Annotated in this window: 19 protein-coding genes and 1 pseudogene; 10 read left to right on the forward strand and 10 right to left on the reverse strand. The window is 65.0% G+C overall.

What is annotated here, in order from left to right:
• Positions 1-238: 238 nt before the first annotated feature.
• From AC630_RS03545 to AC630_RS03565, 5 genes are all read right to left on the reverse strand, one after another.
• Positions 239-1681: a homospermidine synthase gene (locus AC630_RS03545; protein ID WP_074117096.1), complete on the reverse strand. Its 1443-nt coding sequence runs from the start codon at positions 1679-1681 to the stop codon at positions 239-241.
• Between the two features lie 49 nt (positions 1682-1730).
• Positions 1731-2117 carry a RidA family protein gene (locus AC630_RS03550; RefSeq protein WP_074117097.1) on the reverse strand — a complete coding sequence of 129 codons (387 nt, stop codon included), beginning with the start codon at positions 2115-2117 and terminating at the stop codon, positions 1731-1733.
• Positions 2118-2291: 174 nt separating this feature from the next.
• Entirely contained in the window at positions 2292-2879 is a 588-nt protein-coding gene (locus AC630_RS03555; RefSeq protein ID WP_074117098.1) for a GNAT family N-acetyltransferase, read from the reverse strand.
• Positions 2880-3026: 147 nt separating this feature from the next.
• Positions 3027-4169 (reverse strand): type III PLP-dependent enzyme, encoded by a 1143-nt coding sequence (locus AC630_RS03560; protein WP_074117099.1) that lies wholly within the window; start codon positions 4167-4169, stop codon positions 3027-3029.
• A gap of 689 nt (positions 4170-4858) precedes the next feature.
• Positions 4859-5113, reverse strand: a complete 255-nt coding sequence (locus tag AC630_RS03565) for a hypothetical protein (protein WP_074117100.1) — start codon at positions 5111-5113, stop codon at positions 4859-4861.
• Between the two features lie 135 nt (positions 5114-5248).
• Between AC630_RS03565 and AC630_RS03570 the strand changes: the two genes are divergently transcribed.
• From AC630_RS03570 to AC630_RS03580, 3 genes are read left to right on the forward strand one after another with little or no spacing between them, the layout of a single operon-like run.
• On the forward strand, positions 5249-7330 hold the full coding sequence (locus AC630_RS03570; RefSeq protein WP_074117101.1) for a M3 family metallopeptidase: 2082 nt from the start codon (positions 5249-5251) through the stop codon (positions 7328-7330).
• Positions 7330-7968 (forward strand): DUF1007 family protein, encoded by a 639-nt coding sequence (locus AC630_RS03575; protein WP_074117102.1) that lies wholly within the window; start codon positions 7330-7332, stop codon positions 7966-7968. Before AC630_RS03570 ends, AC630_RS03575 begins: the two co-directional genes overlap by 1 nt.
• Entirely contained in the window at positions 7959-9092 is a 1134-nt protein-coding gene (locus AC630_RS03580) for a nickel/cobalt transporter (protein ID WP_074117103.1), read from the forward strand. Before AC630_RS03575 ends, AC630_RS03580 begins: the two co-directional genes overlap by 10 nt.
• Before the next feature lie 554 nt (positions 9093-9646).
• Here AC630_RS03580 and AC630_RS03590 read toward each other — a convergent pair.
• Complete coding sequence (locus AC630_RS03590; RefSeq protein WP_074117105.1) at positions 9647-10045, reverse strand: MAPEG family protein; 399 nt, start codon at positions 10043-10045, stop codon at positions 9647-9649.
• Positions 10046-10127: 82 nt separating this feature from the next.
• Between AC630_RS03590 and hemH the strand changes: the two genes are divergently transcribed.
• The 4 genes from hemH (at position 10128) to AC630_RS03610 (ending at position 13955) form a co-directional block, all read left to right on the forward strand.
• On the forward strand, positions 10128-11165 hold the full coding sequence (hemH, locus tag AC630_RS03595; RefSeq protein WP_074117106.1) for a ferrochelatase: 1038 nt from the start codon (positions 10128-10130) through the stop codon (positions 11163-11165).
• 10 nt (positions 11166-11175) lie between these two features.
• Positions 11176-12153: an ABC transporter substrate-binding protein gene (locus AC630_RS03600; RefSeq protein ID WP_074117107.1), complete on the forward strand. Its 978-nt coding sequence runs from the start codon at positions 11176-11178 to the stop codon at positions 12151-12153.
• Positions 12154-12384: 231 nt separating this feature from the next.
• Positions 12385-13389: an SPFH domain-containing protein gene (locus AC630_RS03605; RefSeq protein WP_074117108.1), complete on the forward strand. Its 1005-nt coding sequence runs from the start codon at positions 12385-12387 to the stop codon at positions 13387-13389.
• A gap of 122 nt (positions 13390-13511) precedes the next feature.
• On the forward strand, positions 13512-13955 hold the full coding sequence (locus tag AC630_RS03610) for an NfeD family protein (RefSeq protein WP_074117109.1): 444 nt from the start codon (positions 13512-13514) through the stop codon (positions 13953-13955).
• A gap of 89 nt (positions 13956-14044) precedes the next feature.
• Here AC630_RS03610 and AC630_RS03615 read toward each other — a convergent pair whose 3' ends face one another.
• Positions 14045-14431 (reverse strand): winged helix-turn-helix transcriptional regulator, encoded by a 387-nt coding sequence (locus AC630_RS03615; protein ID WP_143197784.1) that lies wholly within the window; start codon positions 14429-14431, stop codon positions 14045-14047.
• Positions 14432-14515: 84 nt separating this feature from the next.
• Here AC630_RS03615 and AC630_RS03620 point away from each other — a divergent pair, with 84 nt between their 5' ends.
• Positions 14516-15070, forward strand: coding sequence for a carboxymuconolactone decarboxylase family protein (locus AC630_RS03620; protein WP_083636113.1), 555 nt, complete (start codon positions 14516-14518; stop codon positions 15068-15070).
• A gap of 103 nt (positions 15071-15173) precedes the next feature.
• Here AC630_RS03620 and AC630_RS03625 read toward each other — a convergent pair whose 3' ends face one another.
• Positions 15174-16181 (reverse strand): KpsF/GutQ family sugar-phosphate isomerase, encoded by a 1008-nt coding sequence (locus AC630_RS03625; protein ID WP_074117111.1) that lies wholly within the window; start codon positions 16179-16181, stop codon positions 15174-15176.
• A gap of 189 nt (positions 16182-16370) precedes the next feature.
• On the opposite strand from AC630_RS03625, the gene AC630_RS03630 reads away from it, so the two are divergent.
• Positions 16371-18113: an outer membrane beta-barrel protein gene (locus AC630_RS03630; RefSeq protein ID WP_074117112.1), complete on the forward strand. Its 1743-nt coding sequence runs from the start codon at positions 16371-16373 to the stop codon at positions 18111-18113.
• Between the two features lie 213 nt (positions 18114-18326).
• Here AC630_RS03630 and AC630_RS03635 read toward each other — a convergent pair whose 3' ends face one another.
• Positions 18327-19778, reverse strand: a complete 1452-nt coding sequence (locus AC630_RS03635) for a glutamate synthase subunit beta (protein ID WP_074117113.1) — start codon at positions 19776-19778, stop codon at positions 18327-18329.
• Positions 19779-19919: 141 nt separating this feature from the next.
• Positions 19920-24653, reverse strand: coding sequence for a glutamate synthase large subunit (gene gltB, locus AC630_RS03640; protein ID WP_074117114.1), 4734 nt, complete (start codon positions 24651-24653; stop codon positions 19920-19922).
• Between the two features lie 490 nt (positions 24654-25143).
• Between gltB and AC630_RS03645 the strand changes: the two are divergent.
• Positions 25144-25649: pseudogene (locus tag AC630_RS03645) on the forward strand (hypothetical protein); the annotation flags it as partial.

Genomic DNA, 25649 nt, shown 5'->3' on the forward strand with positions numbered 1-25649 from the left:
CCCCCGAACCCGCGCGCCCCGAGTCGCAGACGCAGGGCGCGGCCACCAAGCCGGCACTGCCGGAGGCGCCGCCCGAGAAGATCGCGCCTCCGATCAAGCATAAGTAGCTCTCAGCAGTCATTCCGGGGCGCGCGAAGCGCGAGCCCGGAATCCATTTATCCGCTAACTCTGCTGCCCGATGGATTCCGGGCTCGGCGCTTGCGCGCCGCCCCGGAATGACGAGCGGATACGGTCCGCCTCAACGCACCAGAACGTTCCGGAACTGCCACGGATCGCTCGTATCGATATCTTCCGGAAACAGTCCAGGACGATCCGTCAGCGGCGTCCAGTCGGTGTAGAAACCCTTCACGGGGCCGAGATACGGCAACTGGATTTCCAGAAGACGATCGAAATCCATCTCGTCGGCTTCGACGATGCCTTTGTTCGGGTTTTCCAGCGCCCAAACCATTCCGCCGAGCACGGCGGAGGTCACTTGCAGGCCGGTGGCGTTCTGATAGGGCGCGAGTTTGCGGGTCTCTTCGATGGAGAGTTGCGAGCCGTACCAGTAGGCATTGTTGTCGTGGCCGTACAGCAGCACGCCGAGTTCGTCGATGCCATCGACGATTTCGTTCTCATCGAGGATGTGGTGCTTTTCCTGCATCTTCGCTGCACGGCCGAACATTTCATGCAGCGACAGCACGGCATCGTCAGCCGGATGATAGGCATAGTGGCAGGTCGGCCGATAGATCGCCGTGCCCGATGCGTCACGCACCGTGAAGTAATCGGAGATCGAGATCGACTCGTTGTGGGTGACGAGGAAGCCATACTGCGCGCCGCGGGTCGGGCACCAGGTGCGCACGCGCGTGTTGGCGCCGGGCTGCATCAGATAGATGGCGGCGCCGCAACCAGCTTCGTGGGTATGCGCATTCTCGGGCATCCATTTTTCATGAGTGCCCCAACCGAGTTCGGACGGCTGCACGCCTTCCGACAGGAAACCTTCCACCGACCAGGTGTTGACGAAGACGTCCGGCTCTTTCGGCGACTTGGAGCGCTGGGTGTCGCGTTCGGCGATGTGGATGCCCTTGACGCCAGCCTGCCGCATCAAGTCTGCCCATTCGGCCTTGGTCTTCGGCTTGGGGGCATTGAGCTTCAGATCCGCGGCGACATTGAGGAGCGCCTGCTTGACGAAAAAGGAAACCATGCCGGGATTGGCGCCACAGCAGGAGACGGCCGTCGTCGAGCCCGCGGGGCGCGCCTTCTTGGCCGCCAGCGTCACTTCGCGAAGGGCGTAGTTGGAGCGCGCTTCCGGGCCCTTCGAAGAATCGAAATAGAAGCCGAGCCACGGCTCGTTGACGGTGTCGATATACAGAGCGCCAAGTTCGTTGCAGAGCTCCATGATGTCGGTAGAGCCGGTATCGACCGAGAGATTGACGCAAAAACCCTGGCCGCCGCCTTCAGTGAGCAGCGGGGTCAGCAAGTCGCGATAATTATCCTTGGTCAGGGCCTTCTGGATGAATCTTACATTGTGCTTCTCGCAATGTGCCTTGCGGCCCTCGTCCTTGGGATCGATCACGGTGATGCGCGACTTGTCGTAATCGAGATGCCGCTCGATCATCGGCAACGTGCCTTTGCCGATGGAGCCGAAGCCAACCATGACGATGGGGCCGGAAATCTTTGCGTGGATCTGCGAGGAGGGGCTCATCAAGTATCTCCAGGAGACTGTCTAAGGTCTAGGTTCGGTGTTGGTGGGATCAGGTGCGGCGCTTCGCGGTCACTTCGATTTCGACCTTCATCTCGGGCTTGTAGAGCGCCGAGACGACGAGAAGCGTTGCGGCCGGGCGAATCTCGCCGAGGACTTCGCCGCAGACCGCGAAGTGGGCGTCTGCGTCCTTGGCGTCAATGAGGTAGTAGGTCGCGCGGACGATGTCGGCCATCTTGAAACCACCCTCCTTCAGGGCGGCTTCGATGGTCTTGAAGCAGTTGCGTGACTGGCTCGTGACATCGGCCGGCATTGTCATCGTCGCGTAGTCATAGCCGGTGGTTCCCGCGACGAAGGCGAACTCGCCGTCGATCACGGCGCGGCTGTAGCCGGCGGTCTTTTCGAAGGGGGAGCCGGTGGAAATCAGGCGGCGGGACATGGGTTCGATCTCGACTGAAAGGGGGAATTTCGTGGGGTTTAGGGGCAATTTGCGGGCCCGCGCAACCCCTGGTGACAACGCGGCCGATGAGCTTAGCGGCACTCCGGGCCGCGCAGGCGCAGCCGGGCATTGCCGCGGAACGCGGCTTGGGTGGTCGCCATGATGGCAGATCCCTTAAGCCGCGTGCGCTTGGAGAGCGCGAGTTGCCCGGCGTTTGGGCAAGGCTGCTCCGGTCGGAACGATCATACCGGTGGCGCCATCGAGCGCGCCGTCGGTGAATTCGACCGCCAGCAGGCGGTCGCGCTCGAATGGGCCCGGCAGCGCGAGCTCGCCGGTCTTCTCGGTCGAGAAGCCGAAGCGGGCGTAATAGGGGGCATCGCCGAGCAGGATCACGGCGGCATGCCCGCGCGCCCGGGCGGCGGCCAGCGCTTGATACATCAGCGCGGCGCCGATCCCGAGCGCGCGGCAGGCAGGGTCCACCGCAAGCGGTCCGAGGACCAGAGCGGGCCTGCCTCCGGCGCTGACGTGCCACAGCCGCACGGTTCCCACGAGTGTCCCCTCGTGCACGGCCGACAGCGCGAGGCCGGCGGCAGGTGCACGTCCGTCGCGCAGGCGCTGGCAGGTGCGGCCATGGCGGTTCTCGCCAAAGCACGCATCGAGCAGCGCTTCACGGGCGGCGACGTCGGCAGCACGCTCCGCACGGATCGCGAACGGAGCGGCTTTCGAAGTGAGGGCGACTTGTGGCTTCCGAAGAGCAGTCATGGCGCGTCAGTCCCCGCTTGAACCCACGTGCGAAAAGCACGCCGGTTCAAGGCGTCGTCAGAAATCGAAATGCGAGGGAAGGGAGCCGGCGGACCGGCTCCCGGGTTCGTCAGGCCTCAGAACAAGAGGCGGATCAGATGTGGCAAATCAGATGTGGTAAGTCTTCAGCGGCGGGATGCCGTTGAACGCCACCGCCGAGTAGGTCGACGTATAGGCCCCGGTGCCTTCGATCAGCAGCTTGTCGCCGATCTCGAGCGTGACGGGAAGCGGATACGGGTTCTTCTCGTACAGCACGTCGGCGCTGTCGCAGGTCGGACCTGCGAGCACGCACGGCGTCATGTCTGCGCCGTCATGCGGGGTGCGGATGGCGTAGCGGATCGACTCGTCCATCGTCTCGGCGAGACCGCCGAACTTGCCGATGTCCAGATAGACCCAGCGCACCTCGTCCTCGTCGCTCTTCTTCGAGATGAGCACGACCTCGGACTCGATGATGCCGGCGTTGCCCACCATGCCGCGGCCCGGTTCGATGATGGTCTCCGGAATCTGGTTGCCGAAGTGCTTGCGCAGCGCGCGGAAGATCGACCGGCCGTAGGTCACGACCGGCGGCACGTCCTTCAGGTACTTGGTCGGGAAGCCGCCGCCCATGTTGACCATGGTCAGGTTGATGCCGCGCTCGGCGCAGTCACGGAACACCTGCGAGGCCATCGCCAGCGCACGGTCCCACGCCTTCACCTTGCGCTGCTGCGAGCCGACATGGAACGAAATGCCGCACGGCTCCAGGCCCAGGCGCTTGGCGACGTCGAGCACCTCGACGGCCATCTCCGGGTCGCAGCCGAACTTGCGCGACAGCGGCCACTCGGCACCGGCGCAGTCATAGAGGATGCGGCAGAACACCTTCGCGCCGGGAGCGGCACGGGCGACCTTCTCGACCTCGGCGACGCAGTCGACCGCGAACAGGCGAATGCCGAGCGCGAAGGCGCGCGCAATGTCGCGCTCCTTCTTGATCGTGTTGCCGAAGGAGATGCGGTCGGGCGTCGCACCGGCAGCCAGCGCCATCTCGATCTCGGCGACGGTCGCTGTGTCGAAGCAGGAGCCCATGGAGGCGAGCAGGGCCAGCACTTCCGGCGCGGGGTTCGCCTTGACGGCGTAGAACACGCGACTGTCGGGCAGCGCCTTGGCAAAGCTCTGGTAATTGTCACGCACGACTTCGAGGTCGACGACGAGGCACGGCTCGGTGTCGAGGCCCTCCTTGCGGCGGTTGCGCAGGAATTCCTGGATACGTTCGGTCATGGCACTCTCCAACGGCCCCAGCGACGGGATCCGTATCAACGTGACGTCTGATAGGAGCGCTTCGGCCACATCGCGCGATGGAGGCGCAACGAAGCCAAAAGACTCAAACCAGACTGTGCTGCCGTGGATTGGTTGGGAGAGTTTCCCGCCCGCACACCTGGCAATGAAGGACAAGCCTTTTCAGTAGCCCGCGCCGGCGTTGGAATGCCGGTAGAGACCAAAAAAGCCCGATCCGTCGTTGCTTTAAGTCGCGTCCCCCGTTGAGAGCGGGGTGCGCCGGTTCGCCTCCGGCTGCCAGTCACGGTTGCAAAAAGTGAAGTCACCTTCGACAGGGCACCTCTTGAGAGAGATGCTGGGCTCCGGGTTTGCTTCGTCTTCAGACCTTCAAGCCTTGCGACTTTCAAGTCTTCCGATTTCTGCACTTCCGAAGAGCCCCTCGGCTTCTTCACCCTTTGGCGGCTGTCCGGCCTCTTGTCCGGATACCCACCGACTGACACACGACCACAGGCACGTGCGAAATTGGGCAAGTCCGCACATAAGCGTTTTGACTCTGGTTCGCAAGAATTTTTTTTAGGCTGCGGCAGAATTGCCCAACGCCTGCTTGCGCAGTGTTGCGCGAGCGACGCTGAAAATGAACGAGCGTTAAGTTTTTCAAATATGCGCGCGTGTCTCTCGCGCGCGACGAAGCGTCAGCGGCGCTTCGTGAAGGGCTCGACGCGTTGAGCTGCGCGGATGAACGCGGTCATCACGAGCACGCCGAGCGCGAACAGCGTGGCCTGCAGGATGTGCGCGCCTTGATCACCGAGTCCGAACAGGATCGCGAGTGCCCAGCCGCCGGCGAACGCTGCGCCGAACACCTCGGCGCCGATCAGGATGGCGGCGCTGATGACGGTGATGACGCTCGGCCAGACGATCTGGCGGGAAGAGGAGGCAGGCGCGTTCATGGGCTTTGGGTCCGTGTCTTCGAGGGCCGCAATCTCCCCGAAAAGGCGGCCGGGAGCAAGGCCAAATGGCCCAAAAAAGCCCCATCGCGTGCTATAGCTGACGCCAGAAAATTGCCTCAAAAATCGGGACTTGCGATGTCAGAAACCCGCCAGACTACGGACTCCGAGACCAACCCGCTGCTGAAGGCCTGGGTGACGCCGTTTGCGACCCCGCCCTTCGACGAGATCAAGCCGGAGCACTTCCTCCCTGCCTTCGCGCAGGCCTTCGCCGACCATGCCGCCGAGATCGCGGCGATCACCAACGACCCGGCCGCGCCTGACTTCGCCAACACCATCACGGCGCTGGAGCGCTCGGGCAAGCTGCTGAGCAAGGTTGCGGCGGTCTTCTACGACCTCGTCTCGGCGCATTCCAACCCGGCCATCCTGGAGATCGACAAGGAGGTCTCCCTGCGGATGGCGCGGCACTGGAATCCGATCATGATGAACGCCGTGCTGTTTGGTCGCATCGCCCATCTGCACGACAACCGTGCCAATCTTGGCTTGGCTCCCGAGCAGCTCCGCCTCCTGGAGCGCACCTACACCCGCTTCCACCGCTCCGGCGCCGGCCTCTCCGAGGAGGCCAAGACGCGGATGGCGGAGATCAACGAGAAGCTCGCCCAACTCGGCACCAGCTTCAGCCATCATCTACTCGGTGACGAGCAGGAGTGGTTCATGGAGCTCGGCGAGGCAGATCACGAGGGCCTGCCCGAGAGCTTTGTTGCCGCCGCCAAGGCTGCGGCGGAAGAGCGCGGCATGGCCGGCAAGGCCATCGTGACGCTGTCGCGCTCCTCGACCGAGCCGTTCCTGAAGAGCTCAGGCCGGCGCGACCTGCGCGAGAAGGTCTACAAGGCCTTCACGGCGCGGGGCGACAACGGCAATTCCAACGACAACAACGGAACGATCGTCGAGATCCTGACGCTGCGGGAGGAGAGCGCCAAGCTGCTGGGCTATCCGACCTTCGCCGCCTACCGGCTCGAGGACTCCATGGCCAAGACGCCCGACGCGGTGCGCGGCCTGCTGGAGCGGGTCTGGAAGCCGGCGCGGTCGCGCGCGCTCGCCGACCGCGACGAGATGCAGGCCCTGATCACCGCCGAGGGCGGCAATTTCAAGCTCGCGCCCTGGGACTGGCGCTTCTACGCCGAAAAGCTCCGCCTCCAGCGCGCCAATTTCGACGACGCCGCGATCAAGCCGTATCTGACGCTCGACCACATGATAGCCGCCGCCTTCGACTGCGCCACGCGCCTGTTCGGCATCACCTTTGAGGAGCGCAAGGACGTCCCGGCCTGGCATCCGGACGTCCGGGTCTGGGAGGTCAGGGGCCCCGACGGCAAGCACAAGGCGCTGTTCTACGGCGACTACTACGCCCGGCCGTCGAAGCGCTCCGGCGCCTGGATGACCTCGCTGCGCGACCAGCAGAAGCTCGACGGCGAGATTGCGCCCCTGATCATCAATGTCTGCAACTTCGCCAAGGGCGCGGGCGGGGAGCCCTCGCTGCTCTCGCCCGACGATGCCCGCACCCTGTTCCACGAGTTCGGCCACGGCCTGCATGGCATGCTCTCCAACGTGACCTATCCGTCGCTGTCGGGCACCTCCGTGTTCACCGATTTCGTCGAGCTGCCCTCGCAGCTCTACGAGCACTGGCAGGAGCGGCCGGAGGTGCTCCAGCAGTTCGCCCGCCACTACCAGACCGGCGAGCCGCTGCCGGACGACCTGCTCCAGCGCTTCCTCGCCGCGCGCAAGTTCAACCAGGGCTTTGCCACCGTCGAGTTCGTTTCCTCGGCGCTGGTCGATCTCGAATTCCACACCCAGCCGGCAGCGGCCGCGCAGGATGTCCGCGCCTTCGAGAAGAAGGAGCTGGAGAAGATCGGGATGCCCGAGGAGATCTCGCTGCGCCACCGGCCGACCCAGTTCGGCCACATCTTCTCCGGCGACCACTATGCCGCGGGCTATTACAGCTACATGTGGTCGGAGGTGATGGATGCCGACGCCTTCGGCGCCTTCGAGGAGGCCGGCAACATCTTCGATCCTGATGTCGCAAAGCGGCTGCACGACGACATCTACTCGACCGGCGGATCGGTCGATCCGGAGGCCGCCTACGAGGCCTTCCGCGGCCGGCCGCCGGAGCCCGACGCGCTGCTCCGCCGCCGCGGCCTGCTCGACGCCGCGAAGGCTGCCTGATGAGCCTGCGTGCCTTGTTCGGCTTGCTGCTCGCCGCCAGCCTGTCGCTCGCGGCGGGCGCGGCGCAGGCGCATCCGCATGTCTGGATCACCGCGACCAGCGAGCTGCTCTTCGCGGCGGACGGCACGGTCACCGGCGTGCGCCACGCCTGGACCTTCGACGACATGTTCTCGGCCTATGCGGTGCAGGGGCTCGAGAGCAAGACCAAGGGCGCCTATACGCGCGAGGAGCTGGGGCCGCTGGCGCAGACCAACGTCGAATCGCTGAAGGAATACGCCTACTTCACCTTCGCGCGAGCCGACGGCAAGAAGGAGCGTTTCCAGGAGCCGGTCGACTACTTCCTCGACTACAAGGATACGGTTCTGACCCTGCACTTCACCTTGCCGCTGAAGAACCCGGTCAAACCCAAGCAGCTGGTGCTCGAAGTGTTCGATCGCTCCTTCTTCATCGACTTCCAGATGGCCAAGGACGATCCGGTCAAGCTGGTCGGCGCGCCCGCCGGCTGCCAGATGAAGCTTGAACGCCCGAGCGACGGCACCGCGAGTGCCCAGAAGCTCAACGAGCAGACATTCATAGATGGCCCGAACGCCAATTTCGGCATGATGTTTGCCAACAAGATCACGGTGGATTGCCCTTGAACGGTCGCCTTCATTCCCCGTTCGCACGCGGGCTGCTCGCCTGCGCAGCGGTTGTCATCGTGCTGGGCGTGGCGGATGCCGCGCTTCACGATCTGCTCGCGCAAAACCCGTTCGGCGCGCCGCGCTCCTCGCAGGCGGCGGAGCCTGAGGCCAGCGGCATCATCGGCTGGCTGCTGGCAAAACAGTCGGAATTCTATCGCCAGATGTCGGCGGCCATCCGTGCCGCGAAGTCCGACGGCTCGGCGGTGTGGACGCTGCTCTTCATCTCGTTCGCCTACGGCATCTTCCACGCCGCCGGCCCCGGTCATGGCAAGGCGGTGATCGCTTCCTATCTCGTCGCCAACCGCGAGACCGCCCGGCGTGGTATTGCGTTGTCGTTTGCCTCGGCGCTGATGCAGTCGCTGGCCGCCATCCTGATCGTCGGCATTTCGGCCTGGGTGCTGAATGCGACGGCCAAGACCATGTGCAAGGCGGAAGGCGCGATCGAGATCGCGAGCTATGGCCTGATCGCGCTGTTCGGCCTGCGCCTGGTCTGGGTCAAGGGCCGCACCTTCATCCGCGCACTCCAGGCGGTCCAGCCGGTGCCGGCGATCGCCGGCGTGCCGCATGACCATGATCAAGGCCATCACCATCATCATCATGATGCGCACGATCGTCATGACCACGATCATGATCATCACCATGGCGATGATCACGCGCACGCCCAGCACCACGGGCATGACCACGCCCACGACGAGCATTGCGGCCATTCCCACGGCCCGACGCCGAGCGAGCTCGCCGGCCCCGGCGGCTGGCGGCGCGGCTTTGCTGCGATCCTCACTGTCGGTATCCGCCCCTGCTCGGGCGCGATCCTGGTCCTGGTGTTCGCGCTGGCCCAGGGCCTGTTCTGGGCCGGCATCGCCGCGACCTTCCTGATGGGGCTCGGCACTGCGATCACCGTCGCGGCCATCGCGGTCGTCGCCGTCTCCGCCAAGGACATCGCTGCCCGCCTGAGCGCGGGACGCGACGGTGGCGGCGCCCTGTTCATGCGCGGCATCGAATTAGCCGCCGCCGGCCTCGTGCTGCTGTTCGGCGTCGGCCTGTTGTTCGGCTACATCGCCGCCGAGCGGACGACGTGTTTCTGAGCTTTTCGACGCCGGGGCCAAGCGGCAAGCGATTCGGTTCGCAACTGCAGCACCACACCCTTCATCGGCGATCAGGGTACCAACGCTCCTCAGCGGCGTGCGCACGTATCAGACATCTGGTCGTCTGCCGGTCGCAGGAGCGTACGCATTTGTTCTGATGTCCCCGAAAGTCACCGGCCCACCGGTGAAGTCGGAACATGTGCCTATACAATTTGCGGATCGATCCTCACATCGCGCTGCTGTCACGGCTTCTGCCGATGAGGTGAGGAGCACTCCGGTGCTCATGAGGGCGATCGCGTAGAAAAGCTGCCGTGTCATCCGAAACTCCCTAGGATAGGTGCGAGTGGTCTGCTCGTTCCGGCCGCTGCGTTTGACGAGCGCGGGCACGCCGAGAACGACAGTGGTGAGCCCGACCACCTCGATGATGAAAACCCGTCTTGGATCGAATGCTACGCGCCACTTTTGGTGGCCGTTGAACGCTAGCCCATTGATCTGGATCAAGCGCGGGACCATCTTGGCAGCTAGCGCCCCGATCATACCGGGAGAAGGAAAGCTCACACCGGCAAAAACCGTTTCAGCGCCGGCATGAAGAAGATCCCGAGATTGATCGCAAAGCCGATGCTCCAGAGGATCGAGCGCAGCGTCGGGCGGTTGCCGAGATAGGTCAGCACATAGGCGATCCGCACGATCAGGAACAGCACGGCGAGCTCGTCGATCAGGCGCTGCGGCGAATCCCGGAATTCGGCAAGCAGGACCGCAAAGGCGAAGAACGGAAAGGTCTCGATGCCGTTCTGGTGCGCGCCGAGCGCGCGCTGCGCGATGGCGTCTTGATAGAAGCCCGGATCGCGCGGTCGGGAATTATCGAACGTGCGAAACCTGATCCATTTGATCGAGGCGATCGTCGCAAGGTAGAGCAGCAGTGCTCCAAATACGCACCATTCCGCGAGCGTCATCTTTCCTCCCCCGCTTGGGGAGACCCTAGCGAAACCGGCCTCATCTTGACAAGTTCGGAGCAACGCGCGACGCAACGATACCATGACGACTGCAGCCCCCATCGAGACCGCGAAGCCGACCGTTCAGTCCAGCCGACCGCGGGTCGGCGTGCTCCTGGTCAACCTCGGCACGCCCGATACGGCCGACGCGCCGGGCGTGCGGGTCTATCTCAAGGAATTCCTCTCGGACGCCCGCGTCATCGAGGACCAGGGCCTGGTCTGGCAGCTCGTGCTGAACGGGATCATCCTGCGCAGCCGTCCCCGCACCAAGGCGCTCGACTACCGGAAGATCTGGAACAACGAGAAGAACGAGTCGCCGCTGAAGACAATTACGCGCTCACAGAGCGACAAGCTCGCTTCGGCGCTGTCGGACCGCGCACATGTCGTCGTCGACTGGGCGATGCGCTACGGCAATCCCTCGATCAAGTCGGGTATCGACGCGCTGATCGCAAAAGGATGCGACCGTATCCTCGCCGTTCCGCTCTATCCGCAATATTCCGCCTCGACCTCGGCCACCGTCTGCGACGAGGTGTTCCGCGTGCTTGCCCGCCTGCGTGCGCAGCCGACACTGCGCGTGACCCCGCCTTATTATGAGGACGAGGCCTATATCGAGGCGCTCGCGACCTCTATCGAGACGCATCTAGCCGCGCTGCCGTTCAAGCCGGAACTGATCGTCGCCTCCTTCCACGGCATGCCGAAATCCTATGTCGACAAGGGCGATCCTTATGAGGGGCACTGCGTCGCCACCACCGAAGCGCTGCGCCGCAGGCTCGGCATGGACGAGACAAAGCTGCTGCTGACCTTCCAGTCGCGTTTCGGCAATGACGAGTGGCTGCAGCCGTACACCGACAAGACGATGGAGCGTCTCGCCAAGGAAGGCGTGCGCCGCATCGCGGTGGTGACGCCGGGCTTTGCCGCCGACTGTCTGGAGACGCTGGAGGAGATCGCGCAGGAGAACGCCGAGATATTCAGGCACAGCGGCGGCGAGCAGTTTTCCGCAATCCCCTGCCTCAACGACAGCGATCCCGGCATGGACGTGATCCGGACGCTCGTGCTGCGCGAGCTGCAGGGCTGGATCTGATGGGGCGCCCATGAACCGCCGCGAGATTCTGGCGCTTCTTGGGACGATCACCGCCTTGCCGCCCTCGGCGCTGGCGCAGCAGCCGAATGCGGCGCGGAGGCTCGGCGTGCTCTCTGTCACCTCGGCCGATAACGCGATCGGGCATGAACGCAACGGCGTCCTGGTCGAGGCGCTCGCCGCCCTCGGCTGGAAGGAGCAGGACAATCTCATTATCGACTGGCGCAGCGGCGGTGGTGACCGGGCGCGAATCGCGCAGCTCGCGGAGGAGATGATCGCACTGAAGCCGGACGTCCTGTTCGCGGTCGGCACGCCCTCGGTGGAGGAGCTGCGCAGCCGCACCACGACGACGCCGATCGTGTTCGCCATCGTCACCGATCCCGTCGGCCAGGGTTTTGTCGAGAACCTTGCCCGTCCCGGTGGCAACATGACCGGCTTCACTGACTATGACGGTCCGCTGGCCGGCAAATGGCTGGAGATGCTGATGCAGATCTCGCCGCCCGTGCGGCGGGTCTACGTCGTCTACAATCCCGCCACCGCCCCGTTCGCTCCCCTCATGCTCGGCACGGTCGAGGAAGCAGGACGCGCGCTCGGCGTGGCGGTCGAACCCGCGCCGGTGCACGATGCCGCCTCGATCGCCGCGCTGGCCTCGCGGAAGGATGGTGGCCTGCTCGTGCTGCCCGACTTCTTCACGATGATCCATCGCACAGAGCTGTTGACGGCGGTCACGGAGGGGCGCGTGCCGGCGGTGTTCTGGAGCCGCACCTTCGTCGACGAGGGCGGGCTGATGTCCTACAGCACCGACACGGCCGAGCAGCTCCGCCGCGCCGCCTCCTACATCGATCGTATCCTGCGGGGGGCGCGCGCTGCCGACCTGCCGGTCCAGAATCCCACCAAGTTCGAGCTCGTCATCAATCTGAAGACGGCCAGGGCGCTCGGTGTCACGATCCCGTCCGGCCTGCTTGCACTCGCGCACGATGTGATCGAGTAGGGGGCTGCGCGACCGACGGCACGGCCGCAAATCTTAACCTTTGCCGCTAGGTCTGTGCCTGCGTGCTTTCAAGAGCTGTCCCGCAAATACATAATCGTGACCATTCCTTCTCCGTGCGTCTTGTGCAGAATCGCGCCGATGCCGATGTTACTCGCGACCGCTGAACCGGTAAGGTCGTGATCCCGACCAATGACAGCGCAGGAAAGGGCCTTTTCCCGGCTTGGAGGAGCTATGAGCGGTTTCGACATTTTCGCGATTGTTCTGGTTTTGCTCGTCATCGTCACGCTGCTCGCCGGCGTGAAGACGGTGCCGCAGGGCTATGACTGGACCATCGAACGTTTCGGCAAATACACCCAGACGCTGAGCCCCGGGCTGAATCTGATCGTGCCCTATTTCGATCGCGTCGGGCGCAAGATCAACATGATGGAGCAGGTGATCGACATCCCCGAGCAGGAGGTGATCACCAAGGACAACGCCACCGTGACGGTGGACGGCGTCGCCTTCTTCCAGGTGTTTGATGCTGCGAAAGCGAGCTACGAGGTCGCCAACCTCACGCAGGCGATCACGGTGCTGACCATGACCAACATCCGCTCGGTGATGGGCTCGATGGATCTCGACCAGGTGCTGTCGCATCGCGACGAGATCAACGAGCGCCTCTTGCGCGTCGTCGATGCCGCGGTCTCGCCCTGGGGCGTCAAGGTCAACCGGATCGAGATCAAGGACATCGTGCCGCCCGCCGACCTCGTCGAGGCGATGGGCCGGCAGATGAAGGCCGAGCGCGTCAAGCGCGCCGACATTCTCGCCGCCGAGGGCCAGCGCCAGTCCGAGATCCTGCGCGCGGAGGGCGCCAAGCAGGGCCAGATCCTCCAGGCCGAAGGCCGCCGCGAGGCCGCCTTCCGCGACGCCGAGGCGCGCGAGCGCCTCGCCGAAGCCGAGGCCAAGGCGACGCAGGTGGTGTCGGAAGCCATTGCCAAGGGCGACGTCGCCGCGTTGAACTATTTCATCGCCGACAAATATATAAAGGCGTTCGGCCAGTTCGCGGACGCGCCAAACCAGAAGATCATCATGCTGCCCATGGAAGCCACGAGCATGCTGGGCTCGCTCGCCGGCATCGGCGAGATCGCGAAGGCAACGTTTGGCGAAAGCGCCGTGTCCGCGGCAGCCGCCGCTCGCCGCGGCAGCTCGGTGCCCCCGACTGGCAGCACGCCGCCGGCGGTGCCGCCGAGGCAGGGATAATTGAAGCGCATGCCCCGGACCTGGAGGGCCACGTTAGTGCAAAGTGGAGGCCGGTTTTCCCTCGCGACAAACGCGGAACGCGTTTGCGCGGAGGGCATGCGCCAATTTCAAGAGGTCGTGTCATGACCGACATGTTCGTATCGCTCGGCGCCTGGAACTGGCTGATCTTCGGCTTCATCCTGATGGCGCTGGAGACGATCGCGCCGGGCGTGTTCCTGTTCTGGCTTGGGCTCGCCGCTTTGCTCGTCGGTCTGATCTCGTTCGCCGTTCATTTGTCTTGGCAGATACAGCTTGTGATGTTCGCGGTGTTCGCGGCAGCGGCCGTGCCGGCGTGGCGCCGCCTCGCCCGGCCGAAGCTGGACGAAAGCGACAGCCCGTTCCTCAACAAGCGCACCGAGGCGCTGCTCGGCCGCGAGTTCACGCTTGAGAAGCCGATCATCGACGGCAGCGGCACGGTGCGTATCGGCGACACGGTGTGGCGTGTCGCCGGCCCCGACACACCGGCAGGGACGCGGGTGAAGGTCGTGCAGGTGGATGGCGCCAATCTGACCGTGGCGGCGGCGTAGCTTCCTTCGCCTCTCCCCGCGTGCGGGGAGAGGCCGGATTGCATCGAAGATGCAATCCGGGTGAGGGGGAGCTTCCGCGAGTCCGTCTCTCACCGTCTCCGCGGAGGCTCCCCCTCACCCCGACCCTCTCCCCGCAAGCCGGGCGAGGGAGAAGATCGCCACCGCTCCGCAAACCGGTGCAGCGGCATGAACGTCTCACACAATTCCCGCCCGAGCGGCGTCAATCCGTAACCGCCACCTTCGCCCAGTTCGACGAATTCCGCCTCGCGCAACTCGCTCAGCCGCGTCTGCAGCACCGTCGGCGAGGCCTCGTCGCAGGCCGTGCGCAGAGCGCGGGAGGTGAGGGGCTCGTCGCGCAACTCCCACAGGATCCGCAGGCACCAGCGCCGGCCGAGCAGGTCGAGCAGGGCCATGATCGGCCGCCCGGTGCGCGAGCCGCGTACGGGCCGGCTCCCTGATACTGCCTGTTTGGCCATCGTCACCCTCTTGCGTCTTGCTACAGATAATGTAGCGTTGTGCTACAGTAAATGTAGCAAGGAGGCCGGCCAATGTCTTCCGCCATGTCATCCCCGATGCCGCGCATTGCGCCGCTCGCGCCGCCTTATCCCCCGGAGATCCAGGCGCAGTTCGATCGCATCATGCGCGGCGCGCCGCCGCTGGTGCTGTTCCGGGTGATGGCGGGCCATATGCGCGCCTGGGACAAGTTTCGCGCCGGCGGCCTGCTCGATCCCGGTCCGCTCTCCCTGCGCCAGCGCGAGATCGTCATCGACCGCACCTGCGCGCTGACCGGATGCGAATATGAGTGGGGCGTGCATGTCGCGATCTTTGCCGGGCCTGCGCAGCTCAGCGAGGAGGAAGTACGTGCGACCGTAAAGGGCGATGCGACGTCTTCGTGCTGGTCCTCGGCGGAGCAGGCGCTGATCGCGGCTATCGACGCGCTGCATCACCGCGCAACGCTGAGTGACGAGGAGTTCGCCGCGCTCTCGGAGTACTACGACGAAGCGCAGATTTTGGAGATCATGCTGCTGTGCGGCTTCTATCGCACGGCGTCGTATCTTGCGACCGGGTTGAAGCTGCCGCTGGAGGAGGAGGCGGCGCGGTTTCCAATCGTCTAACCGCCCGTCATTGCGAGCGTAGCGAAGCAATCCAGACTGCTTCTGCAGAGGGATTCTGGATTGCTTCGCTTCGCTCGCAATGACGAGGTGGAGGTGATGGGCCTTACGCCACGCCCGCCCGCAACAGATCGTGCAGGTGCACGATCCCGACGACCTTGTCCGCTTCGGTCACGACCAGCGTCGTGATCTTGCGCGTGTTCAGCACCTCGATCATCTCGGTGGCGAGCATCGAGGGCGGCACCGTCTTCGGCTGCTTCGTCATGATGTCGTCGACCGTCACTGTGAGCAGATCAGGCCGCATGTGGCGGCGCAGGTCGCCGTCGGTGATGATACCCGCGAGCTCGCCTCCCGCGTTGACGATGCAGACGCAGCCCAGCCCCTTGGCCGACATCTCCATCACCGCGTCCGACATCTTGGTGCCGAGCGGCTTGACCGGGATCTCCGCGCCCGTGCGCATGTAGTCGCGGACGAATTTCAGCATCGCCCCCAGCTTGCCGCCGGGGTGGAAATGCGCGAACTCCAGCGCGGTGAAGCCGCGGCCCTCCAGCAGCGCGATCGCGAGCGCATCGCCGATCGCGGCCTGCATCAGCGTCGAAGTGGTCGGCGCCAGATTGTGCGGGCAGGCCTCGCGCGCCTTCGGCAGCTCGATCACGATGTCGGCGGCCTGGCCGAGCGAGGACGTTGCGTTCGACGTCACCGCGATCATCGGAATCGCAAACCGCGCCGAATAGTTCACAAGGGTTTTCATTTCCGGCTGCTCGCCGGACCAGGACAGCGCCATGATGACGTCGTCGGCGGTAATCATGCCGAGGTCGCCATGGGCAGCTTCGGCGGTGTGTACGAAGAAGGCGGGCGTGCCGGTCGAGGCCAGCGTCGCCGCGATCTTGCGCCCCATGTGGCCGGACTTGCCGAGCCCGGTGACGATGACGCGGCCCTTGGCCTGCCGGATCAGCTCGACTGCCTTGGCGAAGGTCACCCCGAGCGGGCCGCGCAGGGCCGCCGCGAGTGCGTTGATGCCGCCGCTCTCCGTCTCCAGCGTGCGGAGCGCGGATTCGACGCTGTCGGGAATGGGGCCGGATGATGCGGTCATCAGCGGTTTCGAACTCGGCATATTCAGGTCCAGAAAGGAGGAGCGTTCGCCCGTTGATGCCTGCTTAGCACGCCGCGACCTGCTACGCGACGCGAGCCCCAGACCTCAACGGGTCATTAACCATAATTGTTTTAACTCCATTAACGATGGTTTCCGCCAGCCGGCGGAGGTCATCGTGAAAGTGCTTGATTTCGTTGGGGTTATTTCATCGTGGGGGCGTCTCCAGCTAGGGGCCGGAGCAAACGCGGGCATTTCCTGCGCGCCGCTTTGCCATGCCTTGTGCTGATGGCCCTTGAGAGTGCGCCGGCGGCCGCCCAGAGCCTCACGCCCGACCTGTTCAATCCCAACCGCGGCGGCTTTGCCTCGCCCGACACGCTGCCGACGCGCCGCACGGCGGGCTTGCCGCAGGCGCCATCGGACGCGCTGCCGACGCTGCCCGATCCCAATGCCGATCTGCGCAAGAGCCAGCAGGCGCCGGCGACCTCGCGCGTCGGCCAAATCCCGACCTACGGCCTGCCCGCCGCCAGCGGCGCGAAGAGCGCCGGTTACGACTCGCTCAACCGCAAGCGGCAGCAGCCAAAGCTCTATCCCGGGCAGCCGAAGCCGAAGCGCCCCGTCGGCCCCGGCTCGCCGGTGCCAGCAGCAACGCCTGACAGGACGCTCGGCCCGGCGCGTATCGCGCCGCCGCCGTCCGAGACCGCGCACAAGGTGCCGGTGCCGCCGGCGATGGCCGGCAACGTACCCGGCCAGCCGCTGCGCCGGCGCCTCAAGCTCGACGAGGATCCGTTCGGCCCTGTCGGCGATTATGCCGGCAGCTTCCTGATCAAGGGCGCGCTGGAGCTCTCCGGCGGCTACGACAGCAACCCGGCCCGCCTCAGCAAGCCGGTCGGCTCGCCGGCCTATGTGATCGCGCCCGAGCTCCTGGTGATGTCCGACTGGGAGCGCCACGCGCTGGTCGCCGACTTGCGCGGCTCGTTCTCCGGTTATGGCAACCAGATGCCGGCGACGATCGACGGCCTCGCCTCGCCAGCGCCGGTCAACGTCGATCGCCCCGACTTCACCGGCCATGTCGATGGCCGCGTCGATGTCGACCGCGATCTCAAGCTGGGCTCGCAGCTGCGTCTGCGGATCGCCACCGACAATCCCGGCAGCCCGAACGTGCAGGCCGGACTGCAGAAATATCCGGTCTATGCCGCCTATGGCACGACCCTCGGCTTCGACCAGACCTTCAACCGCTTCCAGGTCGCGGCCGGTGCCACCATTGATCGCACCGCCTATACGAACTCCACGCTGACCGACGGCACGATTTCGAGCAACGACGATCGTGACTTCAACCAGTACGGCGGTGTGGGACGTTTCTCCTACGACCTCAAGCCGGGGCTGAAGCCGTTCGTCGAGATCGAAGGCGACAGTCGCGTGCACGACCAGCCTGCCGACCGCAACGGCTACTTCCGCGATTCATCGGGTGGCTACGCCAGGGTCGGCTCGACCTTCGAGTTCACGCGCATTCTCACCGGCGAGATCTCGATCGGCTATACCGCGCGCAACTATGTCGACCCGCGCCTCAGCCAGCTCGCGGGCTTCCTCACCGCGGGCTCGCTGATCTGGAATGCAAGCGGCCTGACCACGGTGAAGTTCTTCACCGACACGCAGATCGCCGAGACCACGGTCGCCGGCTCCTCCGGTGTGCTGGTGCGCACCTATGCGGCCGAGGTCGACCACGACTTCCGCCGCTGGCTCACGGCGATCGGCAAGTTCACCTACGGCACGTACGACTACCAGGGCCAGAACCGCAACGACAAGAGCTACTCGCTCGAAGGCGACCTGATCTACAAGCTCAACCGCAACATCTGGATCAAGGGCACACTGCGCCACGACATCCTGGCTTCGAGCCAGCCGGGCTCAAGCTCGCAGGCAACGGTGGTGCTGGTGGGCGTGAGGCTACAGAATTAGGGACGAGGCGCGCTTGTGCGTGAACAGCACGTATGCGCCGCTCTCACCACCCACTCCGCTGTCATGCCCCGGCTTGACCGGGGCATCCAGTACGCCGCGGCTTCTCGGTAGACGACAACCGTCTCTGGAATACTGGATCGCCCGCTCCAGTGCGCAAGCGCGCACAAGGCGGGCGATGACAGTCTCGTTTGTCGTGGCCGGCTCGCGCAAAACTCAGCGCGGCAGATCCGTCTTCCCCATCAGGAACGTGTCGATCGACCGGGCGCAGAGCCGGCCTTCGCGGATGGCCCAGACCACCAGCGACTGGCCGCGGCGCATGTCGCCGGCGGAGAACACGTTGGGGCGCGAGGTCTGGTAGTCCAGCGTGTTGGCCTTGACGTTGCCGCGCGGGTCGAGGTCGACCGAGAGCAGCTTCAACAGGCCCTCGTGCACGGGATGCACGAAGCCCATGGCGAGCAGGACGAGCTCGGCATCGAGCTCGAACTCCGTGCCGGCAATCGGCTTGAACTTGTCGTCGACGTGCACGCAGTGCAGCTTCTTGACCTTGCCGTTCTCGCCGGCAAACTTTTGCGTCAGCACGGCGTATTCGCGGACCGCGCCTTCGGCCTGGCTTGAGGACGTGCGCATCTTCAGCGGCCAGTTCGGCCAGGTCAGGCCCTTGTTCTCGCGCTCGGGCGGGGCGGCCATGATCTCGAGCTGGGTGACCGAGAGCGCGCCCTGGCGCAGCGAGGTGCCGATGCAGTCAGAGCCGGTGTCGCCGCCGCCGATGACGACGACATGCTTGCCGCCGGCGAGGATGTCGGCGACGCCGCCGAGCGGCTCGCTGGAGACGCGGCGGTTCTGCTGCGGCAGGAAATCCATCGCGTAGTGGATGCCGGAAAGCTCACGGCCCGGGATCGGCAGGTCGCGCGGGGCTTCCGCGCCGCCGGTCAGCGCCACGGCGTCGTAATCGTTGAGCATCTCGCGCGGATCGACATTGCCGTCAGCGCCGACATGGCTGTTGTAGTGGAAGGTGACGCCTTCGCCTTCCATCTGCTTGACGCGGCGGTCGATGATGCCCTTCTCCATCTTGAAGTCGGGAATGCCGTAGCGCAGCAGGCCGCCGGCCTTGGCGTACTTCTCGTAGACATGCACGTCATGGCCGGCGCGGGCGAGCTGCTGGGCGCAGGCCATGCCGGCCGGACCGGAGCCGATCACCGCGACCTTCTTGTCGGTCTTGACGGCCGCGACCTCAGGCTTCAGCCAGCCATTGTCCCAGGCGCGGTCGACGATCGCGCATTCGATGGTCTTGATGGTAACAGGGTTGTCGTCGATGTTGAGCGTGCACGACGCCTCGCACGGCGCAGGACAAATGCGGCCGGTGAACTCCGGGAAGTTATTGGTCGAGTGGAGATTGCGCGAGGCTTCTTCCCAGTTGCCCTGATAGACGAGGTCGTTGAAGTCGGGGATCTGGTTGTTGACCGGGCAGCCGGGCGTGCCGGGCGCGACCGAGCCGGTGCCGTGGCAATAGGGAATGCCGCAGTTCATGCAGCGCGCGGCCTGGTCGCGCGTTTCCTTCTCGGTCAAGGGAATGACAAACTCGTTGTAATGCTTCACGCGCTCGGTGACCGGGGTGTACTTGCGGTCATGCCGTTCGATTTCGAGAAAACCCGTGATCTTGCCCATTAAACCCGAAGTCCTGCCGCTTAATCGTTTGTTGTTTCCTCAACCGTCATTGCGAGGAGCGAAGCGACGAAGCAATCCAGTCTGCATCTGAGGAGAAAGTCTGGATTGCTTCGCTACGCTCGCAATGACGGGCTCTGATATTTACGCCCCGATCGCGATTTTCGGCTCGGCGTCCGCGTTGGCGGCCATTTCGCGCAGTGCGCGCCGGTATTCGACCGGCATCACCTTGCGGAATTTGGGCAGCCATTCCTTCCAGTTGGCAAGGATTTCGGCGGCGCGCTTGGAGCCGGTCGCCTTGGCGTGGCGCGTGATCAGGACGTGCAGCCGCTCGACGTCGGAGTCGAGCAGGTTCGCGAACACGTCGACCCGGCCATGCGCCTCGAGGTCACCGGAGTGATTGTAGGTGCCGGCGTTGATCAGCTCTTCCGACAGCACGGGCTCGAGCTCGATCATCGCCATGTTGCACAGCTTGTCGAAGCCGCCGGTCTCGTCGAGCACATAGGCGATGCCGCCGGACATGCCGGCCGCGAAGTTGCGCCCGGTCTTGCCGAGCACGACCACGATGCCGCCGGTCATGTATTCGCAACAATGATCGCCCGCGCCTTCAACGACCGCCACCGCGCCCGAGTTGCGCACGGCAAAGCGCTCGCCGGCGACGCCACGGAAGTAGCACTCGCCCTGGATCGCGCCATACATCACGGTGTTGCCGACGATGATGCTCTCTTCCGGCACGATGCCGCTGTTGGCAGGCGGCTTGACGATGATCTTGCCGCCGGAGAGGCCCTTGCCGACATAGTCGTTGGCTTCACCCTCGAGCTCGAAGGTGACGCCGTGGGCGAGCCACGCGCCGAACGCCTGGCCGGCGGTGCCCTTGAGGCCGACATGGATGGTGTCGTGCGGCAGGCCGGCATGGCCGTAGATCTTGGCGACCGCGCCCGACAGCATCGCGCCGGCGGAACGGTTGGTGCTGTTGATCACGGCTTCGATCTTCACCGGCGCGCCGCGATCGAGTGCAGGCGTCGCCTTCTCGATCAGCGTGCGGTCGAGCACCGCCTCCAGATGATGGTTCTGGCGTTCGGAGTGATAGATCTTCTGGCCCTTCTCTTCCTTCTGCTTGACGAACAGCTTCGAGAAGTCGAGGCCCTTGGCCTTCCAGTGCGCGACCAGCTTGGTCTGGTCGAGCAGCTGAACCTGGCCGACCATCTCGTTGAAGGTGCGGAAGCCGAGCGAGGCCATGATCTCGCGGACTTCCTCGGCGACGAAGAAGAAATAGTTGATCACGTGCTCGGGCTGGCCGGTGAAGCGCTTGCGCAGGACGGGGTCCTGGGTCGCGACGCCGACCGGGCAGGTGTTGAGATGGCACTTGCGCATCATGATGCAGCCGGCCGCGATCAGCGGCGCGGTGGCGAAGCCGAACTCGTCGGCCCCGAGCAGCGCGCCGATCACGACGTCACGGCCGGTGCGGAAGCCGCCATCGACCTGGACCACGATGCGGCTGCGCAGCCGCTCGCGCACCAGCGTCTGGTGGGTTTCGGCGAGACCGATCTCCCAGGGGCTGCCGGCGTGCTTGATCGAGGTCAGCGGCGAAGCGCCGGTGCCGCCCTCGAAGCCCGCGATGGTGACATGGTCGGCGCGCGCCTTGGCGACGCCCGCGGCCACGGTGCCAACGCCGATTTCCGAGACGAGCTTGACCGAGACGTCGCCCGTCGGGTTGACGTTCTTGAGGTCGTAGATGAGCTGCGCCAGATCCTCGATCGAGTAGATGTCGTGGTGCGGCGGCGGCGAGATCAGGCCGACGCCCGGCGTCGAATGCCGGACCTTGGCGATGGTCGCGTCGACCTTGTGGCCGGGCAGCTGGCCGCCTTCGCCGGGCTTGGCGCCCTGCGCCATCTTGATCTGCATCATGTCGGAGTTGACGAGATACTCCGTGGTGACGCCGAAGCGGCCGGAGGCGACCTGCTTAATCGCCGAACGCATGGAATCGCCGTTCGGCATCGGCTTGAAGCGGTCGGCTTCCTCGCCGCCTTCACCGGTGTTCGACTTGCCGCCGATCCGGTTCATGGCGATCGCGAGCGTGGTGTGCGCCTCGCGCGAGATCGAGCCGAAGCTCATCGCACCGGTGGCAAAACGCCTGACGATGTCCTTGGCCGGCTCGACCTGGTCGAGCGGCACAGGCTTGCGCTTCTCTTCGTCCGCGTTCTTGATCCGGAACAGGCCGCGCAGCGTCAACAGACGCTCCGACTGCTCGTTGAGGATCTTGGCGAAGGCGCGATAGCGCTCCTGCGAATTGCCGCGCGCGGCGTGCTGGAGCAGTGACACCGATTCGGCGGTCCAGGCATGGTCCTCGCCGCGGCTGCGATAGGCATATTCGCCGCCGACGTCGAGCGCGGTCTTGTAGACCTGCGCCTCGCCGAACGCGTCGGCATGACGGCGCACCGCCTCTTCCGCGATCTCGGCAAGACCGACGCCCTCGACGCGGGTGTGCGTGCCGACGAAGAATTTCCCGACGAAGTCCGCCTTGAGGCCGACCGCGTCGAAAATCTGCGCGCCGCAATAGGACTGGTAGGTCGAGATGCCCATCTTGGACATCACCTTCAGAAGGCCCTTGCCGATCGACTTGATGTAGCGCTTGACGATCTCGTAATCGTCGAGCGAGCCGGGCAGGCGGTCCTTCATCGCGGTGATGGTCTCGAACGCGAGATAGGGATTGATCGCTTCGGCGCCGTAGCCGGCGAGGCAGGCGAAGTGATGCACTTCGCGCGGCTCGCCGGATTCGACGACGAGACCGACCGATGTGCGCAGGCCGGTGCGGATCAAATGATGATGCACGGCGGCGCAGGCCAGCAGCGACGGGATCGCGACCCGGTCGGTGCCGACCATTCGGTCGGACAGGATGATGATGTTGACGCCTTCGCGCACCGCGTTTTCCGCGCGCGCGCAGAGTTCGTCGAGCACCTGGTCCATGCCGGCCGCGCCGAGACCGGCGTGGAAGGTGGTGTCCAGCGTGCGCGACTTGAAGTGGGAATCAGCCACGTCCGAGATCGAGCGGATCTTTTCGAGATCCGCATCGGTCAGGATCGGCTGGCGCGCTTCGAGGCGCTTGGTGGTGGCAAGGCCCTTCAGGTCGAACAGGTTCGGCCGCGGTCCGATGATCGAGACGAGGCTCATCACCAGCTCCTCGCGGATCGGATCGATCGGCGGATTGGTGACCTGCGCGAAGTTCTGTTTGAAATAGGTGAACAGCGGCTTGGCCCTGTCCGACAGCGCCGAGATCGGCGTGTCGTTGCCCATCGAGCCTGCGGCTTCCTCGCCGGTGGCGGCCATCGGCGTCATCAGGATGGTGATGTCTTCCTGGCTGTAGCCGAACGCCTGCTGGCGATCGAGCAGCGACAGGTTGGAGCGCACGCCGGTGGTCGGGACCTTCGGCAGCTCTTCCAGCACGATCTGGGTCCGCTCGAGCCACTCCTTGTAGGGATGCCTCTTGGCGAGCTCGGTCTTGATCTCGTCGTCCGGGATCAGGCGGCCCTGTTCGAGGTCGACCAGCAGCATCTTGCCGGGCTGGAGCCGCCACTTGGTGATGATCTGGTCCTCGGGGATCGTCAGCACGCCCATCTCGGACGCCATCACGATGCGGTCGTCCTTGGTCACGAGATACCGCGCCGGCCGCAAACCGTTGCGGTCGAGCGTGGCGCCGATCTGGCGGCCGTCGGTGAAGGCGATCGCGGCGGGGCCGTCCCACGGCTCCATCAGCGCGGCATGATATTCGTAGAAGGCGCGGCGCTTCTCATCCATCAGGGGATTGCCGGCCCACGCCTCCGGAATCATCATCATGACGGCGTGCGCCAGCGAGTAGCCGCCCTGCACCAGGAATTCGAGCGCGTTGTCGAAGCAGGCCGTGTCCGACTGGCCTTCGTAGGAGATCGGCCAGAGCCGGTTGATGTCCTTGCCGTAGAGCTCGGAGCTCACCGAGGCCTGGCGCGCCGCCATCCAGTTGGTGTTGCCGCGCAGCGTGTTGATCTCGCCGTTATGCGCGATCATGCGGTAGGGATGCGCCAGCGACCACGCCGGGAAGGTGTTGGTCGAGAAGCGCTGATGCACCAGCGCCAGCGCGCTCTCGAAGTCCTTTTCGTGCAGGTCGGGATAGTACTTGCCGAGCTGGTCGGCGAGGAACATGCCCTTGTAGATCACGGTGCGGCAGGACAACGAGCACGGGTAGTAGCCCGCGAGCCCGCGGTCGCGGCGCTGGTAGATCGCCTGCGAGATCGACTTGCGCAGGATGTAGAGGCGGCGCTCGAACTCGTCGTCGGTCTTGGCGATGCCGTTGCGGCCGATGAACACCTGCATGCAGGCGGGCTCGGTCGGCTTCACGGTGACGCCGAGCGAGGAGTTGTCGGTCGGCACGTCGCGCCAGCCGAGCAGGGTCAGGCCCTCGGCCTTGATCTGGTCGGCGATGATGCTCTTGATGACATTGCGCCAGGCGGTGTCGCGCGGCATGAACAGCGCGCCGATGGCGTATTCGCCGGGATTGGGCAGCGCGAAGCCGAGCTCCTTGGCCTTGCGGCTGAAGAAGGCGTGCGGGATCTGCACCAGGATGCCGGCGCCGTCACCGGCGCGCGGGTCGGCGCCGACAGCGCCGCGATGCTCGAGGTTGCAGAGGATTCTGAGCGCGTCCGAGACGATCTCGCGCGACTTCTTGCCCTTGATGTTGGCGATGAAGCCGACGCCGCAGGAATCCTTTTCGAGGGCAGGATCGTAGAGACCTTCGGCCGGTGGGCGCGAATTGTGTTCCTGAATCGGATCGGTCGTTTTCGAGGCGATCGTCGCCGACAGCTGTTCTGCCACGATGTTTGCGCGCTCGAATTGCGACCCGTTCATTGTTCCTGTCCTCTGCATGCGGCAAGCTGCCTCACCGCTATCTTCGGCACACCTTGGGCGTTCCGCGGCACCCGCACCTGGGTCACCGCTCGTCCGCTGCGAGCCGGATTTTCTTAAATTCAGGCCAAGGCGTTCTACGTCCCCGAGAACGGCTTTGCCTGGTACCTTCCTGGCGCTCGAGAGTGCCAGCTTTCGCTGCAATCCCTGTGCCGGAACCGCAAGGAAAATTGAGACAGTCTTTCTGTCCTAACCATCACCTTGCCAAATTTTTGTCTAGCACACAAGCGTGCGAAAGTCCCGATTCCCGAAGTGTCAATCGTCGCTTTCCGCATGGCGCGCGGCCCCGGTTTTGAAGCAAACGCGCCCTGATCCGGCCCTGCCGACGCCGAAATCCCGAATGAAGCTTCGGATCGCCCCTTCGGAAAGCGCGCCACGCCGCAAGAAGCGAAAGAGCGCGGGTCATCCGGGGCCTGACAGGAGCGTGTCGACCATGAAGTTTTTCACAGGATGTGTGGCTGCCGCCACGCTGGCGCTCGCCGCGAGCGCGACTCATGCGCGGGTTCTGGCGCAAGTTCCGGCGAACGGTATTTCGAGCGGGGCCTATGTCGCGGTGTCGGATTTCGACGGGCCCTATGCCCCGTCGGAGGCGGCACCGCCACCGCCGCCGCGTTACGGCTATGGCTATGGCTACGAGGAGCGCGGCCCGGCCCCGGTGCTGCTGCCGCCCACGGAAGTTTATGCGGTGCTGCGCGACAACGGCTTTTCGCCGCTCGGTATCCCGCGCCTGCGCGGCAGCGTCTATACCATCGCGGTCATCGACCCCCGCGGCGACGACGGCCGGCTCGTGATCGATGCCCGCGACGGAAGAATCTTGCGCTTCATGCCCGCCGCCGATGCCTTTGGCATGGCGCCGGCCTATGAGGAGCGCGAAGTCGCGCCCTACGGCCCGCAAAGCGCGCTGCCGCCGCTGACCATGGTCCGCAGCGGCCCGCCGCG

The organism is Bradyrhizobium sp. AS23.2, from assembly GCF_001908185.1.
In the GTDB taxonomy this organism is placed as follows: Bacteria; Pseudomonadota; Alphaproteobacteria; order Rhizobiales; family Xanthobacteraceae; genus Bradyrhizobium.